We start from the raw sequence: 17741 nt of genomic DNA, 5'->3' as shown, positions 1-17741 counted from the left end.
ATTTCCTAGAAATCGACTTCGTTGTCTCACCCCCGCAAGATTGACTAGGTTTGTAGAATGTTGATTTATCAACATTTTACAAGCCAGACAACTACTGCGTCAAACTGTTCAATCTATAAAAGAAACAAAACAGAGATTTTGTGATTTCACCCCCTTTGTTTTAGTCTAGGACCAAGGTCCTCTGGTCTTTGGTGGATAATGGTGTGTCGAGGAACCCCGTTACATACTGGTGTAAAAAGAAGCTGTTTCCATCAAGCAAATCTTTTTGTAAGGCAATTAAGGTCACATCCCCAAAATAATCATGACTCGTGAGGGAGAGGTCCTTTTGGATAATGTCCTGTAAGGTTTCTAAAGCCAAGGAAGAATACTCATCAGCTTCTAAAACATTATAGTGTTCCATGGTTTCAGAAATGCTATTGGAAGAAATGGTATCCATGATAAAGCTATAACCTTCCCCTGTTCGATAGAGTTTTTCTAACAAATCTGTGATGTCTAATTTCAATCTCTCCTGATACTGTTCAGCCCTTAGCCGTAAGTCATCATGGACCAAAGACACATCATCTACCGCCATAAAGTCCTGATAGAGCTGATGAAGAAGACTGGCATTTGAAATACTGAGTTCCATGGCAAGTAATGCCTTGACAAAGTCCTTATAGTTGTCCCTTGCCATGTCTGAAAGTGTCGCTTTCATAGTGTCAAAGGTCCAGGTCATAGCTCTTCTCCTTTTCTTGGTCCATAGTAGGAAGGGTTCCTTCCTCTACTTCTTCAAGGTCTGTTTTTCCATCTCCATCGGTATCTGGACTAAAGGGATTAGTCCCAAGTGATAACTCCTGGGCATCCGTTAATCCATCATAGTCAGAATCGGTGTCGTAGATTGTTTTGGCTTTCATCTAGTTTTCCTCCATTTTTCTTTTAGACAAGCCGAAAGCGAATCCAAGGAGGATTCCTCCTCCCACCAAGCCAAAGAGGGAGCTACTTTCTCCCGTACGTGGTAGGATACCTGCAGGAAGAGTTGCTTCTGGAATCGGTGTTAGGGGCTGCAAGGTATCAGGCAAGTCAGGAGTCGGTGTTTCTGGCTCAGGCGTGCTGGTTTGAACCGTATTTGAACGAAGGACATAGCCATTCACCACATGATCATAGGTATTTTCTACCTGACCTGACGCAATCCGCTTCATCTGTAGATAAACGTCTGCCTGAAATTCTGACTTATCTGACACATTCTCCAAAAAGGCTTGGTCAAAGGAAATGGTCACTTTTCCATTTGTTGGATCCACCTGTTGTAGGGTAAACTTGGTCACTTCCGTCCCTTTTGATAAAACCGTTCCATCTTTTAAGGTCACATCCACCAAAGTGTAGGCTTGATAAACGCCGTTATAGGCATCATGCGTCTCATCGTAGTCATCTTCAAAGCGATAATCCACGAGAGCAGTTGCACGATTGCTTGGAATGAGTGAACCTACTAGACGATAGTTAAAAATCTGATGAAGAGAAATAGCTTTCCCATCAAGACTATCCTCTTTATGAGATAGGTCAATCACCACATCTTTTTGCGGGTCTAGTTTTGGTACGTTGTTTACGACCGTCTCGGTCACATAAGCAAGACCAAAATCAATCTGATAGGCCGTATTTTCATACTGACCACCCGTTTTGGTCAGCTCATTTTTGACTGTCATGGGAACAGTGACAACAAGTGTTTGACCTGTTTTAACATAAGTATCATAAAAGGCTTTCGGATCATCAGCCTCAAACACTTGAATAGCTCCTTTTGGGGTAAAGGAACGAGCGGCCATGGCCTCTTGAACGACTTTTGGTGCTTCTGATAGACTAGCATACGCTGTTACAGACAGTCCTTTAACCAAATTCCCCTCCTGATCCATAACCTGAATTCCGTCAGGATTCAACTCAAGCGCCTCTTCTGGATAATCATCGACCATGTAAAAGCCTTTAGCGAGAGCATCTTCTGTCACCACCATGTCCTTATACTGGCTATAGTCTAAGCTAATCTTGTAATAGTTCACCGTATTTGGGAACACGGTTTTGCCATCAATGGAAATTCCCGCTTGATTGGTGTTTGATTTATATGGTGTAATAGTTGGTACGTAGTTGGTCACCGTATTGGTCGCATACGCTATTCCAAAATCAACCTGATAGCCGATATTTTCATAGGACTTGCCTGTGTTATACAGTTCCTTACGAACCGTCATGGGATTGATAAGAGTCAAGCTCTGACCTGTTTTCACATAGGTCTCGTAAAAGGCTTGGGGGTCTTCTGGCTCAAAGACTTGAAAGGCTCCTTTTGGAGTGATTTCTCGTTTTCTAAGTGCGTCCTGTAGGGCTTTCGGTGCTTCTGACAAGCTCGCAAAGTTTTTGACACTAATCCCTGAAACTGTCTCGCCCGTCTGATTGACGATACGAATCCCTGTACTATCTGGAAGAACAGCTTCTTCTGGGTAGTCATCCACAAAGTAAAAGCCTTGTTCAATCTGATCCTTAGCTGCCTGAATGCCTTGATACTGGTCCAAATCCCAGGTTAGGGTATAGAAGTTTTGTGAACCAACCAACATAGCCTTCCCATTGATGTCCACCTTATCCTTGTTCAGGTTTTGTTTCTTAGGATCAGGAGACACCAGCGTATTGACCACTTCTTCCGTTTCGTAGCCATTTCCAAACTCTACTTGGTAGGCCTTGTTTTGGTAGCTTGTAGTCTTGCCATATAGACTGTCTTTCACCATCATTTTGGTCACAATCTGTAACGTTGTTCCTGTTTTGACATACTGGTCATAAAAGGCTTGATTGTCTTCTGGCTCAAAGACCTGAAAGGCACCTTTCGGCGAAATCTTGGCATGAGCGAGTTTATCTTGTAATTCTTTGGGCGCTTCTTGAAGACTGGTATAAGCTTTTGTCGTGATACCCGAAACAATTTTGCCATCAAGGGTCTTTATCATGACCCCATCTTCGACTAAATCAAGCGCTTCCTCTGGATAATCATCGACATAGAAGAAGCCACGTGCAATCATCTTTTTTGAGGAAGTATCCCCTTTATACTGGTCTAAATCCCAGGTTAAGGTATAGTGATTGGTAGTACCAAGAGCAACGACCGTATCATTTATCACTACACCGTCCGCATTCTGGTTTTCCTTGTGTGGCTGAATGTAGCTTGTCGTCTCTCCATCACCTGGAGTCCGAACGGTCACGATATTGGAGGTGACGATATAGGAATTTGGCATTCCCTTATTGATGAGGAGTTTGTAGCTATTTGAGTAGGTGGCGCCATCCTGCTGCACTTGCCCGTAAAGTTTTGGAGTAACGAGTGAATAGGATTTAGTCAGCTCCTTGTTTACCTGCTGGAGAAGGCTTTCTTTTGCGGTTAAGGTCACAAAATTCTTTTCTTCGACAAAGGTCACATCATGGTCAGGATTCTCAAGCTGTGTTTTGGTCAGATCAAGGTGATAACCAGCAGGCAAATAATCCTCAAAGGTAAGACTCAGGGTCTTTTCTCGATTTGGCGAGAGGGCATCCACTGTTAAAGGATAAATAACCGTAGAATCCTTTGCGACCTGCTTCTCATGAATGTTTTCTTGTCGCTATTCACCACTTCTTTCATAATGGCAGGTGTCGTTGTCAGACGATACTCATGGTAGTGAATCGTTGGTACTTGTGGTGTTTTTGGCAAAGGTTCTGGTGTTGGCTTTGTAGGTTCTAGTACCTTCGTAAGCGTCAGGCTTGGCTCTATCACTTTATCCAAGGGTTTGGGTGTAAAGGTCACAGGAGGCTCTGGCGTAAAAGGCTTAGGTGTGAATATCTGAGGGTCAGCTGGTAGCGGATCTGGAACAGGCTCAAGGTCAGCCTTGACATGAGGCTTAGGACGATAAGGTGTGACTGTTCGAGTGACAGGGAGGGTATTTAAGGCAAACCAATAGGTCTTTCCTCCGACCTGCGTAGGCATATCTCCCTGCCCAAAAGTCACCGTGTAGGTGTTCCCCGATGTAGTGGTGGAGACAATCGCTCCCTTATAAGCATATCGACTCGAAGAGGTATCCCATTCTTCGGGTAGGTTTAAGTCACTAGAGCGATTAGCACCTAAGGAGCGAGCCAAACCTTCATTGGTCACTTGAATGGTCGAACCATTGATTGGGACAAACTTCCCAGATGAGTCCTTGACATACTCCAGACCAATATCGTTGTGATTCAGCGATGAGTGAGTAAAGACACCTGGTTTTTCTTTTGTAAAGGTGACTTGCGTGCCGTCTTCTAAGAAATACTTGGCGTTTACACGGAACTCCATTTTGTCTGTCCGCCAATCACCCGTTCCGTCATTACGGTAAGCAATAAAGCCCTCTGTTGGGTCATTAGGGACGACCAACTTGACCGCATCTGTGCCAGTTGGTGAGGTGAGATTGGTAATATCATAAGTGACCTTAGTAATTTTCTTGCCATCAAAGCTCGCCTTCTTTAAATTTTGATAGGTAAATGATAGTGTCTCACCTGTCTGAAAGCTGTCATAGACAAAGAAGCCTGTGGAATCAAGGATGTTAGAATAGCCACCAAGCATGGCATTCCCTGTTGAGATAATCCGGTCAGGATTACGGGTTCCTGCTCCGTGTTTAGCCTGGGGCTCCCCATTATTTAGGTTGAGGGCTTGAGTCAGTGCTTCTGAAATATACCCTTCTGCCCCTTTTGAAATCTCTGCCAACTCACGTTTGTAACGCTCCTGTTCTTTAGCATTATAGGCATCAATAGCCGCATTTTCCTTCTTAGCAGCTTCTTCTTTTTCTTGATTTCGTTTGGTAATTGATGCAATCTCATTGGCACGGTCTGTCACTCGTTGTTGATTTCGTTGATTGGCCTCATCAACCGCTGCTTGACCAGCTTTATTTGCTTCATCAACCGCTCGTTTCTTCTCCTGATTACGCTGCTCAATCGCTTCATTTTCCGCCTTTGCCTTGGCCAGACCTGCTTCATTTTCTTTTTGAATCTGGAGATTCTTTGCGGCTAGTTCGTCCGCAACTTCTTTCTCCTTCAAGTAATTGGCAAGATTGTCTTTATTTTCTTGATTAACCATCTCAACAGTAGCAGTATAGTCCTTATAGCTTGACGGACTTGAGCCATCACCTGATGAAACTTCTCTTGTCGTCACAGTCACTTCAGCCGTCGCATCCTTCGCTTTTACTTCTGAAACCTTCTCAGAAACAAAACTGTTTAGGCTATTGCCTGCTTGACTGGCCTTTTTATAAGCAACGTTTAAGGACTCGTTTTGCGTCTCAACATGAGTCTTTTCACGTTCATAGGTTTCTTTATCAGCATGATAATTAGCTGTGATTTTAGAGATACTTTCCGCCTGCTTAGCCGCGTCTCTTTCTGCCTCTTCCAACTGATGGGCAGTTTCCTTAGCCGTTGTGGTATTTCCCAAATCCATAGGCTTATCCTGAATAGTGGTAACACCTTCGGCTTTTGCCTGATTCACAGCTTGCGTTACGGTATCATGCGGAACTGTGACCGTCATAGCCCCACTTGACTGACCCGTTGAGGCAAGGCTATCGGTCTGTTCCACAAGGCTACTTGGTTGCGCTTCAGGAAGATTAGTAGCTGGATTTTCTGTCAGGCGTACAGTATCCACTGAAGGGGCAGTTGTTTCCACTTCATCTGCCTGAGCGACTGGAGCGCCCCAAGCGACAACAGCTGTCATGACCGTACCAAGCGCAACTGAACACAGGGTGCGGTATTTCTTGCTTTTACGCAAGACATGCTTTTCACCTTTTTCTTGATTGACCAAAAAGTGATGATTCCATTGTTTCGTCATAGACATTCCTTCTTTTCTTTTGATTCGAAGCAACATGAAGGTAGACTCCATGTCACTCTCTTCTCATCATAAAAAAGAAGACTTGATTTTAGTATCACATTACTTTCAAAGGATTTTTCTAAAATCTATTCTAACTATTAATGAATACCAACACAGTACAAAAATATGATATACTTTAAGTTAGGATATTATTGATATAGGAGTAACACATGGCGATTAAACAAAGTGAAGGTCGAGAATCTTTAAAACTGAAATTACACAGTAGAAACTTGCAATTTAAAGACAGAGAGCTTGACAACGCCCTTATAAAATATAATTACTTTAATTTGTTCAATGGCATAGAAAATCTTTTGCTTTCGAGCAAGAATCCAAAACAGTTCAATAAAGTAACATTGGAAGACTTTATTACAATTTATAAATTTAATAAAAAATTAGCCGCTACGATTCTCGAAATTCTCGACAATATTGAATCAAAATTAAAGAATTCAGTAGCTTATCACTTTACTCAAACTCATTGTCTCACAATAAGTGATACAATGAACTACACATTAAAATCAAAATATGTCAATCCAATAAATAGTCAATATGCGAACAACTATCCTTTTGTAAATTACCAAAATAAAAAAATTTACTCTGATTTCGATAATTTTATTTTATTTCAACCTTTTTATCTGACAAAATTAATCAATGAAAATGACCATATTAACTATCAATTTTATACAGACCCCCGCTATACTAGCCAATCTGGGACAACAACTTTTCGAACAGGTCAAAATCCACATTATACTTATCACCGCCATGTTGCTGTCCCATTCTGGGTGGCAATTGAAACAATGACATTAGGTGAAGTTATCCGTTTACTACATTACTTAGAACCTAGTATATTAGAAAAGGTAATGAAGGATTTTGGTATGCCGCTATTTTATCGAAATGAATTTTTAAATATGTTTGACATTATTAAATCACTTCGAAATTTCTGTGCTCACGGATCATTAGTGTATCGCTATCAATCTCCAAAATATATTAAATTAAATGCAAACTTAGTAACATCATTTAACTTAACACCATCTGAAACAGGAGCACCATCCTCCGTTTTATCACTTTTTGATGCTCTACAAATTGTCAATTATTTTGAAAGTACAAGACCATTAAAAAAACATATAAATTCAATTATTTATAGAAACAATAAACATTTCAAATCATCAGATTTTGATTTGAACAGCCGCTTATTAACAAGAATGGGAAACCCCAATTTAAAAGAATGGAAAAAATTTATTTTTACAGAATCTCAACACCGTTTTTAAATAAATTAAAGCTTTTTCTTGACATCTCTATTTAAATATACTAGAATTATTATAGAAAATAGAATTGCTCCTAAGAGCGCTGGAGAATATCAATCTTATATTTTCCTCGAAAAAGACCCCTTGGTAGAAATACCAAGGGGTCTTTTGGTTACGTTATATAAACGATGATTCACACTAACGATTTTGTTACATCTTTTTCTTTGTTCAAGATAACAATTATTTTAACTCAATAATACGCATTTATTCAGCTATCTTTATTTCACCGTATAAGCAAAACTCATAGCAGAATCCGGCCCACTAATTCTACGAAAAGTATAATTGGGATTACCATTGACATTGGTTTCTGAAATAAGGAATGACCCATCTGGATACACTTTCTCGATAAAAGCCACGTGCCCGTATGCTGCTGCAGAACCGTGACTCCCACCCGCAAAGGAGATGATGGCACCAGCTTTTGGTGTTGAGCCTGTTTCGCCACCGAGGCTGGCAGCTGTTCTCACCCAATCTTGGCCGTTACCCATGGTGCTGATAATAGGGATTTTCTCGCCATTTCTGCCCTTTAGTTTCAAGCCAAGTTGATTGATGCGTGCCGCAACTCCCCAGGTACATTGACCGTAGGCATACCCCATACCATCGCCACCGCCTGGGATAGAGTTCTCATATAGGTCACCACGAACAGCTTCCAAAGCCCTTGGATCACTTTGAGCAGTTCCGCCATTCGGCTGGCTAAAGCCTTTTTCGATTTGATAGTACCACTCAGTCGCTCGGGTTTGACGCTCCAAGAGTTTATCCCCTGAATTGCCCTCCCAATAGATTAAAAAGAGTTGAGCTAGACTAGCAGGACTGCCTGTACGGTGAAAGAACTCTTTTAGCCAATTGGTATAATAAGGACTATCGCCATGAAGCATAAAATCAAGCTGTAGATTTAGGTCGTACCACTTCTGGTTCTTCTTTTTGGCATATTCTAACAAAAGCGTATGGCGACGTGAGCCGTCCGCCGTATCTGTCCATTGTCCTAAGCCTAAGCCACGTCTTAGAATATTGGGGTAACGCCCATTGTAGATAGCTGGTCCACTAATTGATAACCAGCCCTCATCATCCCAAGAGGAATCTGTTGCCCCAACAGGAGGATTCAGATAGTCGCCTTCTGCCCGTTTGGGATTGATAGAGGACTCCACTGACCAATTCCCTAACATAGCCGCAATAGCCTGATTGGTCGCTCCTTGGCTTTTTAAATACTCATAGATAGCCTTGGATCTCGCAAATTCATCGCCCCCAAACTGACCAATGGCAGGCAAAATCGTTGTCTGTAATTGAATCACTTTGGGAAAGTAAAAGGCCGGATTGACATAGACAAGTTTCTCCGTATCCTCATCAACCTTTTGATAGGTCACTTTGAGTCCTGTCCCGTCCTTGGTTTGACCAATCACACCTCCTGCCACTACCTGCTGGCCTTCAGCTACTCGACCAGTCGCAATCTTGTAGAGAGTAAGCTTTGCCTTATTTTTCCCTTTTCCAGCTGTCAGAACAATATTTTCCCCATCAAGCGATACTTTTCCATCCATAGGAGCCACAATAACCTGACTTTCTTTTGCTTCTAACACAATATGATGATGTAATGTCGGTTTTTCATCCACTAACTCATACCCATACCGAACGGTCATGGTTAGTGTATCCTCATTCGTCTGCCCTTGAAAGGGATTATCCAACTCTTCTAAAGCCAGATACTTTCCTTCTTCTGTCAATTCCTTTAAGGTTTCCTGATCCTCATCAGAGAGTTTGTAGGGAGGGGTCTGGTATAAGTCAGCCATCGCTTTAATAGAAGAGCCTCCATTTAAGTCTTCCCAGAGCTGACTTAGATAGTCTTGATAGGTCATGTGACCACTATCCATTTTCTCTTCTAAACGGTAGTCTTGGTACTTGAGGTTCATAAAAGCCATGACTTCGTCTATCTTGGTGTAATAGGTAATCCCTTGGTCGCTCTTTCTCGAATGTTCCGCATCTTCCCATGTCATGTGGGTGTAACTCTTGGTGAGTTCAAACTCATCTTGCTGGATCAAACTCGTCCCTGACACACTCATGACAAAACTCATCATCAAAAGAAAAACTAACAGCAGTCCTGAAACAAGCCAAGTCATGGGATTGAGGACTAGGCTTGAAAAGAAACTCACGCTTCCCTTGAGGGCTTGAAGCATTCCTTTCAACCCTGCTGCCATTTGCTTCCTAGCTTCTTTTAGAAAAGTTTGGTAGCGTCTCCTTGGTTGTAAGGGCTTATTTCTGGTCCAACCCCTCCCTTTTTTGAAATTCTGATAGCGTTCTTCGCTATTTGCGACTTTTTTCTTGGTAAAACGAAGGCCCGCCTGCCCTCCTTTGACTAAGACTTTTCCTGATTGATAGGCGAATCGACCATAGCGCCTAGCTTTTAAACTCGTGTCTTTTAGGCTTCGCAATCCGTCCAAGTCATCCTCTTGTGCCACCACATCAACTGCTTCAAGAACCGCAAGGTGCAGACCTCGTTTGACCTTGGTCGAGACCTGCTTTTCCTTATGCACCCTTTTAAGCTGTTTGACCTCACGCCTTGCAAAATCCTTTTCTTTTTCAGCCTGAAGCCGCTCAAGTGATTTTTCTTGTTTCAATCGAAATCTGAAGGATTTTTCATGAGGAGATTCTCTATGATAGGTAAACTTGGGATTGACACTCTTTGTTTTTTCTTCTAGCTTGACTTCTGCCAAGTGTTTTCTCGCTAGCTTCAAGCGATGTCTAGCCTGTGGGAGACGGTATTTTTTGATTTCCTTGGCTTTTAAGGCTCTAGGAGAGACATGGGTGATGGCTTCCTGAAAGGTTTCTTGTGCTGCCGTTTTTTCTTCTTGAAAGGCTTGTTTGAGCGCCGCTTTCTGGCTTCTCATTTCTCCTTTTTCTGCCCGTCTGATGAGAAAGCGTTTCTTAGGGAACAACTTTTTCAGTTCCTTTTTCTCCCTACGATAGTTCATACGACTATCTTTAAGATTGCTTTGAAAAGATTGTCGAGCAGCCTTAACGGTTTTCTTATCGTGTTTCATCTCAACTCCTCATTTTCTCTGGGTCTGTACTCATGATGTCAAAGAGTGCCGTCTGGTGAGGAATCTTATTTTTGAAAGGCACAACGGTTGCGCCCGCTTTGATGAGACCTGCGCCTTTGTCTGGATTCACCAAGTATTTTTCAAGCTCTTTTGATAATCCCAACATGTGAACCAATTCCTCACGGTCATTCTTAGCCTGTTTCAAGAGAATCATAAACTCACTATTTGCGATAATGCGTCTGCCATTCGAATCAAGGAGTAGGGTCTCCACATTTTGCGTAATGCCTGTTGGGGTAGCCCCGTATTTACGAACCCGACTCCATAATTTGAAGAAGAAGTCAGAGGCATACTTGTCCAACAATAGGAGCTGCATTTCATCAAAATAAATCCACGTTTTCTTGCCTAATTGTTGGTTCTTGATCACCCGGTTCCAGATTTGGTCAAAGATAACCATGAGGGCAATCTGTTTCAACTCATCCCCTAGCTTTTTGACGTTGTAAATGAGGAAGTTACTGTCTGTTTTGATGTTGGTCCGATGTGAAAAGATATTCAGAGACCCTTCCACATAGAGTTCCATATCAAGTGCTAGATTTTTCGCTTCTTCTTCTGGTTGTTTCGATAAAACAAAGACCCACTCGACTAAAGAAGGCTGGTCAAAATGTTTGTAGGTCAGTCTGGTTACTCGGTCAATAATGGATTTTTCCCGACCGTCCATTTTACGATCAAGAAGTTTTCCAATAAAGGATAAGAGAAACTCTGATTTGACCTTGACAGGGTCTTCGTCCATATTCTCATCAGACAAATCAAGAACATTTAAGAAGGTGGTTGAGTCCGGCGCAATGTCGATACTCTCTCCACCAAAGGCTTGACCGATAATACCATACTCGTTTTCTGGGTCTACTACGATAATTTCTGTGTTTTCGTTCCCTTCTCTTAGCTTGGTGGAGATGATTTCATGCTTGGTTGCCATGCCCTTACCAGCACCTGACGTTCCTAAAATCAAACCTGAAGGAGTGTTCAATTTTCCACGGTCAATGGTTATGATGTTACTAGAAATCTGGTTAATCCCATAGAACTTTCCACCCTTATCTTGTATATCGACAGATGTCCAAGGAGAGTTGACGGCAATGTTTGACGTCAAAAGAGAGCGAGAGACACCTTCTAAAAAGTTCTTCCCAAAGGGCAAGAGGCTGTTAAAGGCTGCTTCTTGCATATAGGTCAAGTTGTCAATCACAAGGTCATTTGAGCCTGCCACTTGTTTGATGATCTCAAGTGAGTGCTTCAATTCTTCCTCATGATCCGCAAAGACCCCAATCAAAAAGAGGGTGTCAAAGAGCTTGTCTCCTGTTTGGGTCATGGTCTTAAGCAACTCTTCTGCTTCATCAATATTGGTTTCTAGCACCTGACTAACCTTTTCCAGATAGACGCCAGTTCGTGCCATCTTCTGTTGTTCCCCAATCTTTTGCGATTCCATGAGGGTCTTCTTCGTTCTTAGTTTCTTCATGGCTTCTGATTTGGTTGCACCCTTGGCGTGAAGGCTGATGATGACTTCTAAATCCGACTGCATCAAATCACGAATAAACCTATCTCCCAATTCCATACCATAATCCCGCACATAGACTATTTGTAAGAGACGATTGTCTATCTCTAGGTAATTCTTTTGTTTAAAGGATAGACTAGCTGGGGCGATAAAGTGCTTGGTCGTTTGTCCTGAAAGAGCTAGGTCTTGATAGGTAAAGGGCACATGATCTTCCCCTCGTAACATATCCGCCAACTGGTTGACTCTCTCTTCTCCGTGTAGGAGGGTAAAGCTCGCATCAATTTCTGAAAAGCCACTTTTAAAGTATTCGCCAATTTGCGATAGGGAACGAAAGGCGAGTTTTGGATTTTGGTCTTGTTTTCCAAAAGAAATGAGTTTCATAGCTGAAAAGTTATTCTCCCCAGCTTCTAAGTTATTGTCCATGATACGATTCAGTTCATCACGGTAGGTGTCAAAGCCATCTTCATGGAGAGGGTACAAGACACTTTTTCGGAATTTTTCTAAATTGACTTTCTGGTTAAAAATGGTTAGTTGGAAATTGGCTTTCTCATCGAGCGAGTTAATCAAATCTGAATAGGTTTCTACAATCGCTCCCTTTTCTTCTAAGCCAACTGTCTGGTAGTTGACATCACCTAGGAGATAGGTCTGAGAGAAATAATCTGGTGTCACCTGCATGAGGCCACTCGGAAAGAGGCCTTGGTAGGCCAAGGTATTGACGGTTGAAGGTAAGATTTCTCTTTTAGTCGTTTTCGCCTTAGAAGAGGTCTTTGCTTTCATGAAGTGTTTTTGTTTTGTCACGGGAAACTCCTTTCTGTCCTGTTAAGGTGCGTTCTGGTTGTGTCATTTCATAATGAAAACGGTATTTGAGATAAATTTCAAAGGGTAAATCATTGGGGCGATAGACCCCAAAAAGTAGGAGAGGAATGGTAAAGCTACAGACAAAGCCATAGACAAACCAATCCCCGAATTGCCAATAAACAAGATTGAGGCCTAAGACGATAATGGTGAGCGCTAGGGCAGGCAAGACAAAGATGACTTGCCTTGTTGTAAAGCCTAGCCATGCCCTGTGTTGGACTTTTGCGATGTCCTTAAAGACACGTGTGTTCATGTTGTTCTCCTTAGTAAGATATTTAGGGCGTTAAGCGGACACCGTCAAAATAGGAAATTGACCGACGAGTCACCAAGACTCTAGGAAAATTTATCTTTTTGACACTGTCCGTAGCCCGTATTCAGTTTGGATAAAAAGACCAAGACACTTGTCTCAGTCTAACAGTTATTCCAGCAAGTGCTGTCCTCCTTACATGCCCAAGATACTTCTAGCAGTACGCTGACTACCCACTAAGGCAATGATGAGCAAGATAGCCTGCACTAAGCCTCCTACCATAATGGCTAGGGTTTCCATCGCACCTGTCCCATTTGCGACTGCTAACTTTCCAGCTGATTCAAAGAGAGGCACAAGGGAAACAATGAGAAATATCAGGATTCCTTGCACGGCATAGACCATGATATTTTTCAGATAGCCAATTCCGACACTTCGCCACTCATCGCTAAGGAAGGTGGGAATCGTGACTGGCGCAAACGGAATCATCAGGTAGAGCTGGATAAAGCGAATCGTGATGAGGATATTGACCACCATAGAACTAGCCACTCGAACCAGCCAAATCATAATGGCAAATAAACCAACGATCATTTTCCCCACAATCCCTGAGCCCTTGAGTCCTGAAATGGTTTCATAGGTTGTTCCACCGTGCGATACAATCCCTGCCACTTGTTCAATGACATAGGAAGCCACAGCTAAAATCGCTTCCACAATAACCGTCGTATGTGTCAACACGACTGCTACCATGATGTAGCTCACAAGCATTGGTGCAATCGCCTCAAAGGTCATGGCTCCACCTGAGCCTGCTATTTTCTTGGCCATCTTAGAAAATTCAAGGATAAGGATAACGGCTAAAATCGCTACACCAATCGGCTCCATAATCCCTTTGGTAATGGCAGACAGATAAGACCACACGGTTGGGTTATAGTCCGCTAGGGATTTGACGAGACTGGCCGTTGATTCCAAGTCCACATCGAAGCCTTCAAAGAGGCTATCACTTGAGATTTTCTCAGAAGCCAAAAATACAAAAGATGAGGTTAGATCTGTTATCATGTCATACCTTGCCCTCCTAAATCGTAATCTGGGTCACAAAGGCTCCCGCTGCACCGACCATCACGCCACCCACAATTTCAAGAATGGCATTTCGGACACCTGGTCCTCCGTCTTTAATATTGGTGGCTAGGTTGATAATCCCCATCACCACGAGAAAGGCACCTACGGCAATCAAGCCTTTTTGTAAGAGCGCCATGGCTTGCGCAAACATGGAAGTCGCATCGACTCCATACACAAATCCTGTTAGTTGTTTCGTCATAATACATCCTCTTTTCCGTTATGTTAGTGTTGTTTCTTTGGTTAAGTCTCTCGTCTTATGGCCTGTTAAATCCATCATTTCTTCTTGTCCCAAAGGATCAATCTGATAATCCCACCAGCGCTCGTCCGTTTCCTTATCTGCCAAGAACTTCCAGTTTTTGTGTTTGAACGGAAGATACTTCTTGTCCTTAAAAACTGGAACTCCTGCAATCCGAACCAAGCACTCATCTCTCTTCATGGTGCCCACTTCATCAGGAGTCATGAGGTCTCGTGCAATCTTTTGATGAGAGAGCGAGCCAGACCCTGTTTGTCCATAGGAGCGACTGGTATTTCTCACATCAATGGTTTGTTTGCCTAAGAGGTTGCTCATGAATTTGAAGGTCTCTTCGTCATTTCCACCTAAGTAAAGCAGGCTATCGCAGTTTCCTAGAATGGTTTTCCACGCCTCTTTTTCCTTATAGAGTCCTTGGAGCTGGGCGATATTTTGAAGGATTGGCACAAGGCTCATATTGCGTGAACGAACCGTTGAAGTCTGTTCCGCAAAATCAGGTATCTCACCACAGTTCGCAAATTCATCTAGGTGAGCTCTCACATGAATCGGAAGCCTCCCCTTAAAGTCCACATCGGCTTGTCTGGTCAGGGTTGAAAAGACCGTTGAGAAAAAGAGGGCGGAAAGAAAGCGAAAGGTCGTATCATTGTCAGGAATCACTAGATAGACCATGGTTTTCTGTGTCCCCCATGTTTTTAACTCCATGGTATCCCGCTTGGTTAAATCAATGACAGATTGGATATTAAAAATGGCAAACTTAGTGGTTGTCACCGCAATCACCGAATCCAAGGTCTTATCCTTATAATTTTGAAAATCAGCCCAATTGCGCATGGTGAAGTTTTCCGTCCCATACTTCTTGGCATAGTTTTCAAAGAGGACTTCTAGGACACTCTTGTCTTGGTTATCCCCTTTAGAAAGCAGTTTTATGAGTTTTCCTATCTCTGAAAAGCTTGGATAACGACCACGTTTTCTGCGACTGTCTGCCTCTTCCTTAGTGCTACCTGGAGGATTATAAAAATCAACCAGATAGGAGGCTAGGCTTCTAACCAAAGTCATGGAAGCCTCATCCCAAAAGGGATCGCTTCGTGAGCCATTACCTTTGGTGTTATTGAAGTAAACCGTAAGCATACGATTCAAATCATTTTCTGTCTCCACATAGCGAAAGGGATTAAAGCCGTCCGAATTGGTCATATTGACCAAATCCAAGATTTTGACCTGATAACCGTTCTCCAAAAAGAGTTTCCCCGTCTTTTCAGCCAAGTGGTCTTTAGGATCCACAACAATATTGGAACAGTTGAGTTGAATGAGGTTGGGTTTGACAAAGCGAAAGGTTTTTCCTGCACCAGAACCACCAATGACAACTAGATTCTTATTGCGGTCAAACTGAGGCTTTTTCTTTTCTAAGAGGGTCAAGCGCACGTTTCGGGCAAGAATGGTGTCGTTTAAGGGATGTTTACTGAAAAAGGCTTGTCGCTCCTTTACAGTCCCAAACCGAGCCGAACCATACTCAGCTCCTTCTCTATACACCTTTTGGCCAGTTGACACATATAAATAAACCAAGCCCATGGTAAACAGACCTAGGAGAAAGGCTAGGAAGGACCTTCCTGTAAAAGAGAAATTCCAAAGTGGAACCAGTAGCTCTTCTTGGCCATCTCCTAAGAGATAGGCCACTTTCTCTAAAGGTGGCTGATTGGGTAGGCTATCATAAAGCAAGGTCAAGCGATGACAAACATACCCCACGATCAAGCCCAAGCCACCAAAAACAATTCCTTTTTTGAAAGAATACATCAGAGGCTGACCTCCTTGGTTCTCACCGCACGAGGCTCAGTCAGAAGGATTTGTTCTTTGGCTTGTTCGATTTCCTCATCTAAGGTCTTATCAAACGTCAACCCTTCTAGCTTGTCTGGATTAGAGACTAACTTTTTAAGCAAGCTATCCAAGTGCGTATCAAGTAAGGACTTGTCCTTAGCGTAGAAATGGAGGTAATCTCCTTGCCAGCTAATCGCAAGGGGCAAGGCTTCTGACTCCATCAATTCCTTGAATTTCTCACTATCGATTGGCTTTTCTAAGATGTCTGTTGAGATATTAAGGGATTCAATAGCATAGGGACTCTGGAGGAGTTCTTCTAGTTTTTGCACGCCAATCTTATAAGCAGAATCCTGAGCGAGGGCGTGTCTCGCCGACCACTCAAGGAGCTTTAAGAGGGTTCTGACGGTAAAGAGTGCTGTTCGCTCGGCATACTGTACTGCTTGTCTCTCCTGGTGTTCTGATGACATCACGGACTTCCTTTCTGCTCTTTCTTCCCCGAGAAAAAATCAAGGGTAGTCTCATCATACGAAAGCACCCTTGATTTGTTTATCACACCATGGACAAGCTCAGCACAAGGACGTTCCATGAAACATGGAGTAACAGAGCAGTAAAGGCATCGGTCTTTAGGCGGACGAATCCAAGCGTCACTCCTAGTCCCCCATAGGTGAAGTAAGTGACGAGACTACTAGGATGATGAGCGAAAGTAAAAAGAAGACTGGTTATCATCAGCTGAGGTAAAGGACTTTTCAATCTTTCCCAAAGCAGTTGCCTGTAAAGATATTCTTCTGCGATACTGGCATTTAATAAGAACAAGAAAAACGGCACCAAGGGAACTTGACCTTGAACTTCCATGAGCCGTGCTTGATTGTGCGGGACTTCTGAAGCCAACAAACTGACCAAAAGAGATAAGAAGACCATAAAGAAGAGACCTAGCAGTACCCAACGGGCTCTCTTCTTCCAAGAAATGTCTAATTGTACCTTTCTATCTTTAAACACACTGCGCCACAAAATCACTAGGAATCCAACTTGTAGCAGTAACAACACTTCTCTATCCAAATAACCCAATAGATAACAACTCAAAAACAGCACATTCAGATGAATAGCTCCATAGGCTAATACTAATCGAATCATCTTTACCTCCTAAACAGGTCTTCATAATCAATCTCTAAAACCACTACTAGCCTCTCCACCCACTTGGTTTGCGGCATTAAGCGATGTGAGCGATAATGACGGAATGTCTGATACAAGCGATTAAACTCACTAGGATAGACATACTGACCCTGAAACATCAGCCGCGCTAAAGAGGCCCACGTCAGGTCTTTTTCTGCAACAATCAACTCTAGATTTTCCCAAAAGCGTTCGTTCATTCTTCCTCCTTTAGGGTTTTACTTACTTCAAAAGACTGGCCTGATACAGCTGCCGTTTCAAGTCTCTTGGTATAAAGGTTCGCATCTCGTCTAATGTCATATCAGGATAGACCCGCCCCTTACAAACAATCAAAGGCAAGCGAATCGCCTGTTCAGGTTTTTGAAGCACTAAATGAACCAATTCATTCAAACGCATGTGATGTTGGCGCTTATAACATAAAAAAGACGGTGACAAGAGGTCAAAACAATCATTGGTTTTTGAAAATAGCTTGAATAGCATCTCTCGATTAATCTGACAAGGTTCTATACAGGTATAGGCAACTCCATACGCCTCTAAAAAGCCAATGAGACGCTCGTTTCGTTTGGAATTTCTCCCTAGATAAAGCTCAAGCATACGAAACTC

At 42.6% G+C, this 17741-nt stretch carries 13 protein-coding genes and 1 pseudogene; 1 reads left to right on the top strand and 13 read right to left on the bottom strand.

Annotation, left to right across the window (positions count from 1 at the left end; translation table 11 throughout):
• Nucleotides 1-160: 160 nt before the first annotated feature.
• The 3 genes and pseudogenes from AB1F57_RS05500 to AB1F57_RS05490 all read right to left on the bottom strand — a co-directional run bounded on the left by AB1F57_RS05500 (nucleotide 161) and on the right by AB1F57_RS05490 (nucleotide 5800).
• Nucleotides 161-712: a hypothetical protein gene (locus AB1F57_RS05500; protein WP_170238747.1), complete on the bottom strand. Its 552-nt coding sequence runs from the start codon at nucleotides 710-712 to the stop codon at nucleotides 161-163.
• The gene (locus AB1F57_RS05495; protein ID WP_167785810.1) at nucleotides 696-890 is read right to left on the bottom strand and encodes a calcium-binding protein; all 195 of its coding nucleotides are present in this window, start codon (nucleotides 888-890) and stop codon (nucleotides 696-698) included. The genes AB1F57_RS05500 and AB1F57_RS05495 overlap by 17 nt, the downstream gene beginning before the upstream one ends.
• Nucleotides 891-5800, bottom strand: a pseudogene (locus AB1F57_RS05490) (SspB-related isopeptide-forming adhesin).
• A gap of 209 nt (nucleotides 5801-6009) precedes the next feature.
• On the opposite strand from AB1F57_RS05490, the gene AB1F57_RS05485 reads away from it, so the two are divergent.
• Nucleotides 6010-7104, top strand: coding sequence for an Abi family protein (locus AB1F57_RS05485; RefSeq protein ID WP_167785812.1), 1095 nt, complete (start codon nucleotides 6010-6012; stop codon nucleotides 7102-7104).
• Between the two features lie 254 nt (nucleotides 7105-7358).
• Here AB1F57_RS05485 and AB1F57_RS05480 read toward each other — a convergent pair whose 3' ends face one another.
• The 10 genes from AB1F57_RS05480 to AB1F57_RS05435 form a co-directional block, all read right to left on the bottom strand.
• Nucleotides 7359-10163, bottom strand: a complete 2805-nt coding sequence (locus AB1F57_RS05480) for a phage tail tip lysozyme (RefSeq protein WP_170238749.1) — start codon at nucleotides 10161-10163, stop codon at nucleotides 7359-7361.
• Between the two features lies 1 nt (nucleotide 10164).
• Nucleotides 10165-12501: a VirB4-like conjugal transfer ATPase, CD1110 family gene (locus AB1F57_RS05475; RefSeq protein WP_349308120.1), complete on the bottom strand. Its 2337-nt coding sequence runs from the start codon at nucleotides 12499-12501 to the stop codon at nucleotides 10165-10167.
• Complete coding sequence (locus AB1F57_RS05470; protein WP_167785814.1) at nucleotides 12458-12811, bottom strand: PrgI family protein; 354 nt, start codon at nucleotides 12809-12811, stop codon at nucleotides 12458-12460. The genes AB1F57_RS05475 and AB1F57_RS05470 overlap by 44 nt, the downstream gene beginning before the upstream one ends.
• Nucleotides 12812-13000: 189 nt before the next feature.
• On the bottom strand, nucleotides 13001-13855 hold the full coding sequence (locus AB1F57_RS05465) for a type IV secretion system protein (RefSeq protein WP_167785815.1): 855 nt from the start codon (nucleotides 13853-13855) through the stop codon (nucleotides 13001-13003).
• Nucleotides 13856-13871: 16 nt separating this feature from the next.
• A complete protein-coding gene (locus AB1F57_RS05460; protein WP_167785816.1) occupies nucleotides 13872-14114 on the bottom strand; it encodes a hypothetical protein in 243 nt (80 codons plus the stop codon).
• A gap of 18 nt (nucleotides 14115-14132) precedes the next feature.
• The gene (locus AB1F57_RS05455) at nucleotides 14133-15950 is read right to left on the bottom strand and encodes a VirD4-like conjugal transfer protein, CD1115 family (RefSeq protein WP_367986244.1); all 1818 of its coding nucleotides are present in this window, start codon (nucleotides 15948-15950) and stop codon (nucleotides 14133-14135) included.
• Complete coding sequence (locus tag AB1F57_RS05450) at nucleotides 15950-16438, bottom strand: hypothetical protein (protein ID WP_167785818.1); 489 nt, start codon at nucleotides 16436-16438, stop codon at nucleotides 15950-15952. The genes AB1F57_RS05455 and AB1F57_RS05450 overlap by 1 nt, the downstream gene beginning before the upstream one ends.
• An 82-nt stretch (nucleotides 16439-16520) precedes the next feature.
• A complete protein-coding gene (locus AB1F57_RS05445) occupies nucleotides 16521-17102 on the bottom strand; it encodes a CPBP family intramembrane glutamic endopeptidase (RefSeq protein ID WP_167785819.1) in 582 nt (193 codons plus the stop codon).
• 2 nt (nucleotides 17103-17104) lie between these two features.
• Nucleotides 17105-17338, bottom strand: a complete 234-nt coding sequence (locus tag AB1F57_RS05440) for a transcriptional regulator (RefSeq protein ID WP_167785820.1) — start codon at nucleotides 17336-17338, stop codon at nucleotides 17105-17107.
• 22 nt (nucleotides 17339-17360) lie between these two features.
• Nucleotides 17361-17732 carry a hypothetical protein gene (locus AB1F57_RS05435; RefSeq protein ID WP_170238751.1) on the bottom strand — a complete coding sequence of 124 codons (372 nt, stop codon included), beginning with the start codon at nucleotides 17730-17732 and terminating at the stop codon, nucleotides 17361-17363.
• Nucleotides 17733-17741: the final 9 nt, after the last annotated feature.

Source organism: Streptococcus nasisuis (genome assembly GCF_040836615.1).
Lineage (GTDB): Bacteria > Bacillota > Bacilli > Lactobacillales > Streptococcaceae > Streptococcus > Streptococcus suis_V.
Note: the sequence above shows the minus strand (reverse complement) of the source record. Positions and strands in the feature narration are given on the sequence as shown.

What these genes read in the sequence shown, in the direction of transcription:
- AB1F57_RS05500 (WP_170238747.1), bottom strand. Translation starts at nt 712, where the DNA reads ATGACCTGGACCTTTGACACTATGAAAGCGACACTTTCAGACATGGCA.
- AB1F57_RS05495 (WP_167785810.1), bottom strand. Translation starts at nt 890, where the DNA reads ATGAAAGCCAAAACAATCTACGACACCGATTCTGACTATGATGGATTA.
- AB1F57_RS05485 (WP_167785812.1), top strand. Translation starts at nt 6,010, where the DNA reads ATGGCGATTAAACAAAGTGAAGGTCGAGAATCTTTAAAACTGAAATTA.
- AB1F57_RS05480 (WP_170238749.1), bottom strand. Translation starts at nt 10,163, where the DNA reads ATGAAACACGATAAGAAAACCGTTAAGGCTGCTCGACAATCTTTTCAA.
- AB1F57_RS05470 (WP_167785814.1), bottom strand. Translation starts at nt 12,811, where the DNA reads ATGAACACACGTGTCTTTAAGGACATCGCAAAAGTCCAACACAGGGCA.
- AB1F57_RS05465 (WP_167785815.1), bottom strand. Translation starts at nt 13,855, where the DNA reads ATGATAACAGATCTAACCTCATCTTTTGTATTTTTGGCTTCTGAGAAA.
- AB1F57_RS05460 (WP_167785816.1), bottom strand. Translation starts at nt 14,114, where the DNA reads ATGACGAAACAACTAACAGGATTTGTGTATGGAGTCGATGCGACTTCC.
- AB1F57_RS05455 (WP_367986244.1), bottom strand. Translation starts at nt 15,950, where the DNA reads ATGTATTCTTTCAAAAAAGGAATTGTTTTTGGTGGCTTGGGCTTGATC.
- AB1F57_RS05450 (WP_167785818.1), bottom strand. Translation starts at nt 16,438, where the DNA reads ATGTCATCAGAACACCAGGAGAGACAAGCAGTACAGTATGCCGAGCGA.
- AB1F57_RS05445 (WP_167785819.1), bottom strand. Translation starts at nt 17,102, where the DNA reads ATGATTCGATTAGTATTAGCCTATGGAGCTATTCATCTGAATGTGCTG.
- AB1F57_RS05440 (WP_167785820.1), bottom strand. Translation starts at nt 17,338, where the DNA reads ATGAACGAACGCTTTTGGGAAAATCTAGAGTTGATTGTTGCAGAAAAA.
- AB1F57_RS05435 (WP_170238751.1), bottom strand. Translation starts at nt 17,732, where the DNA reads ATGCTTGAGCTTTATCTAGGGAGAAATTCCAAACGAAACGAGCGTCTC.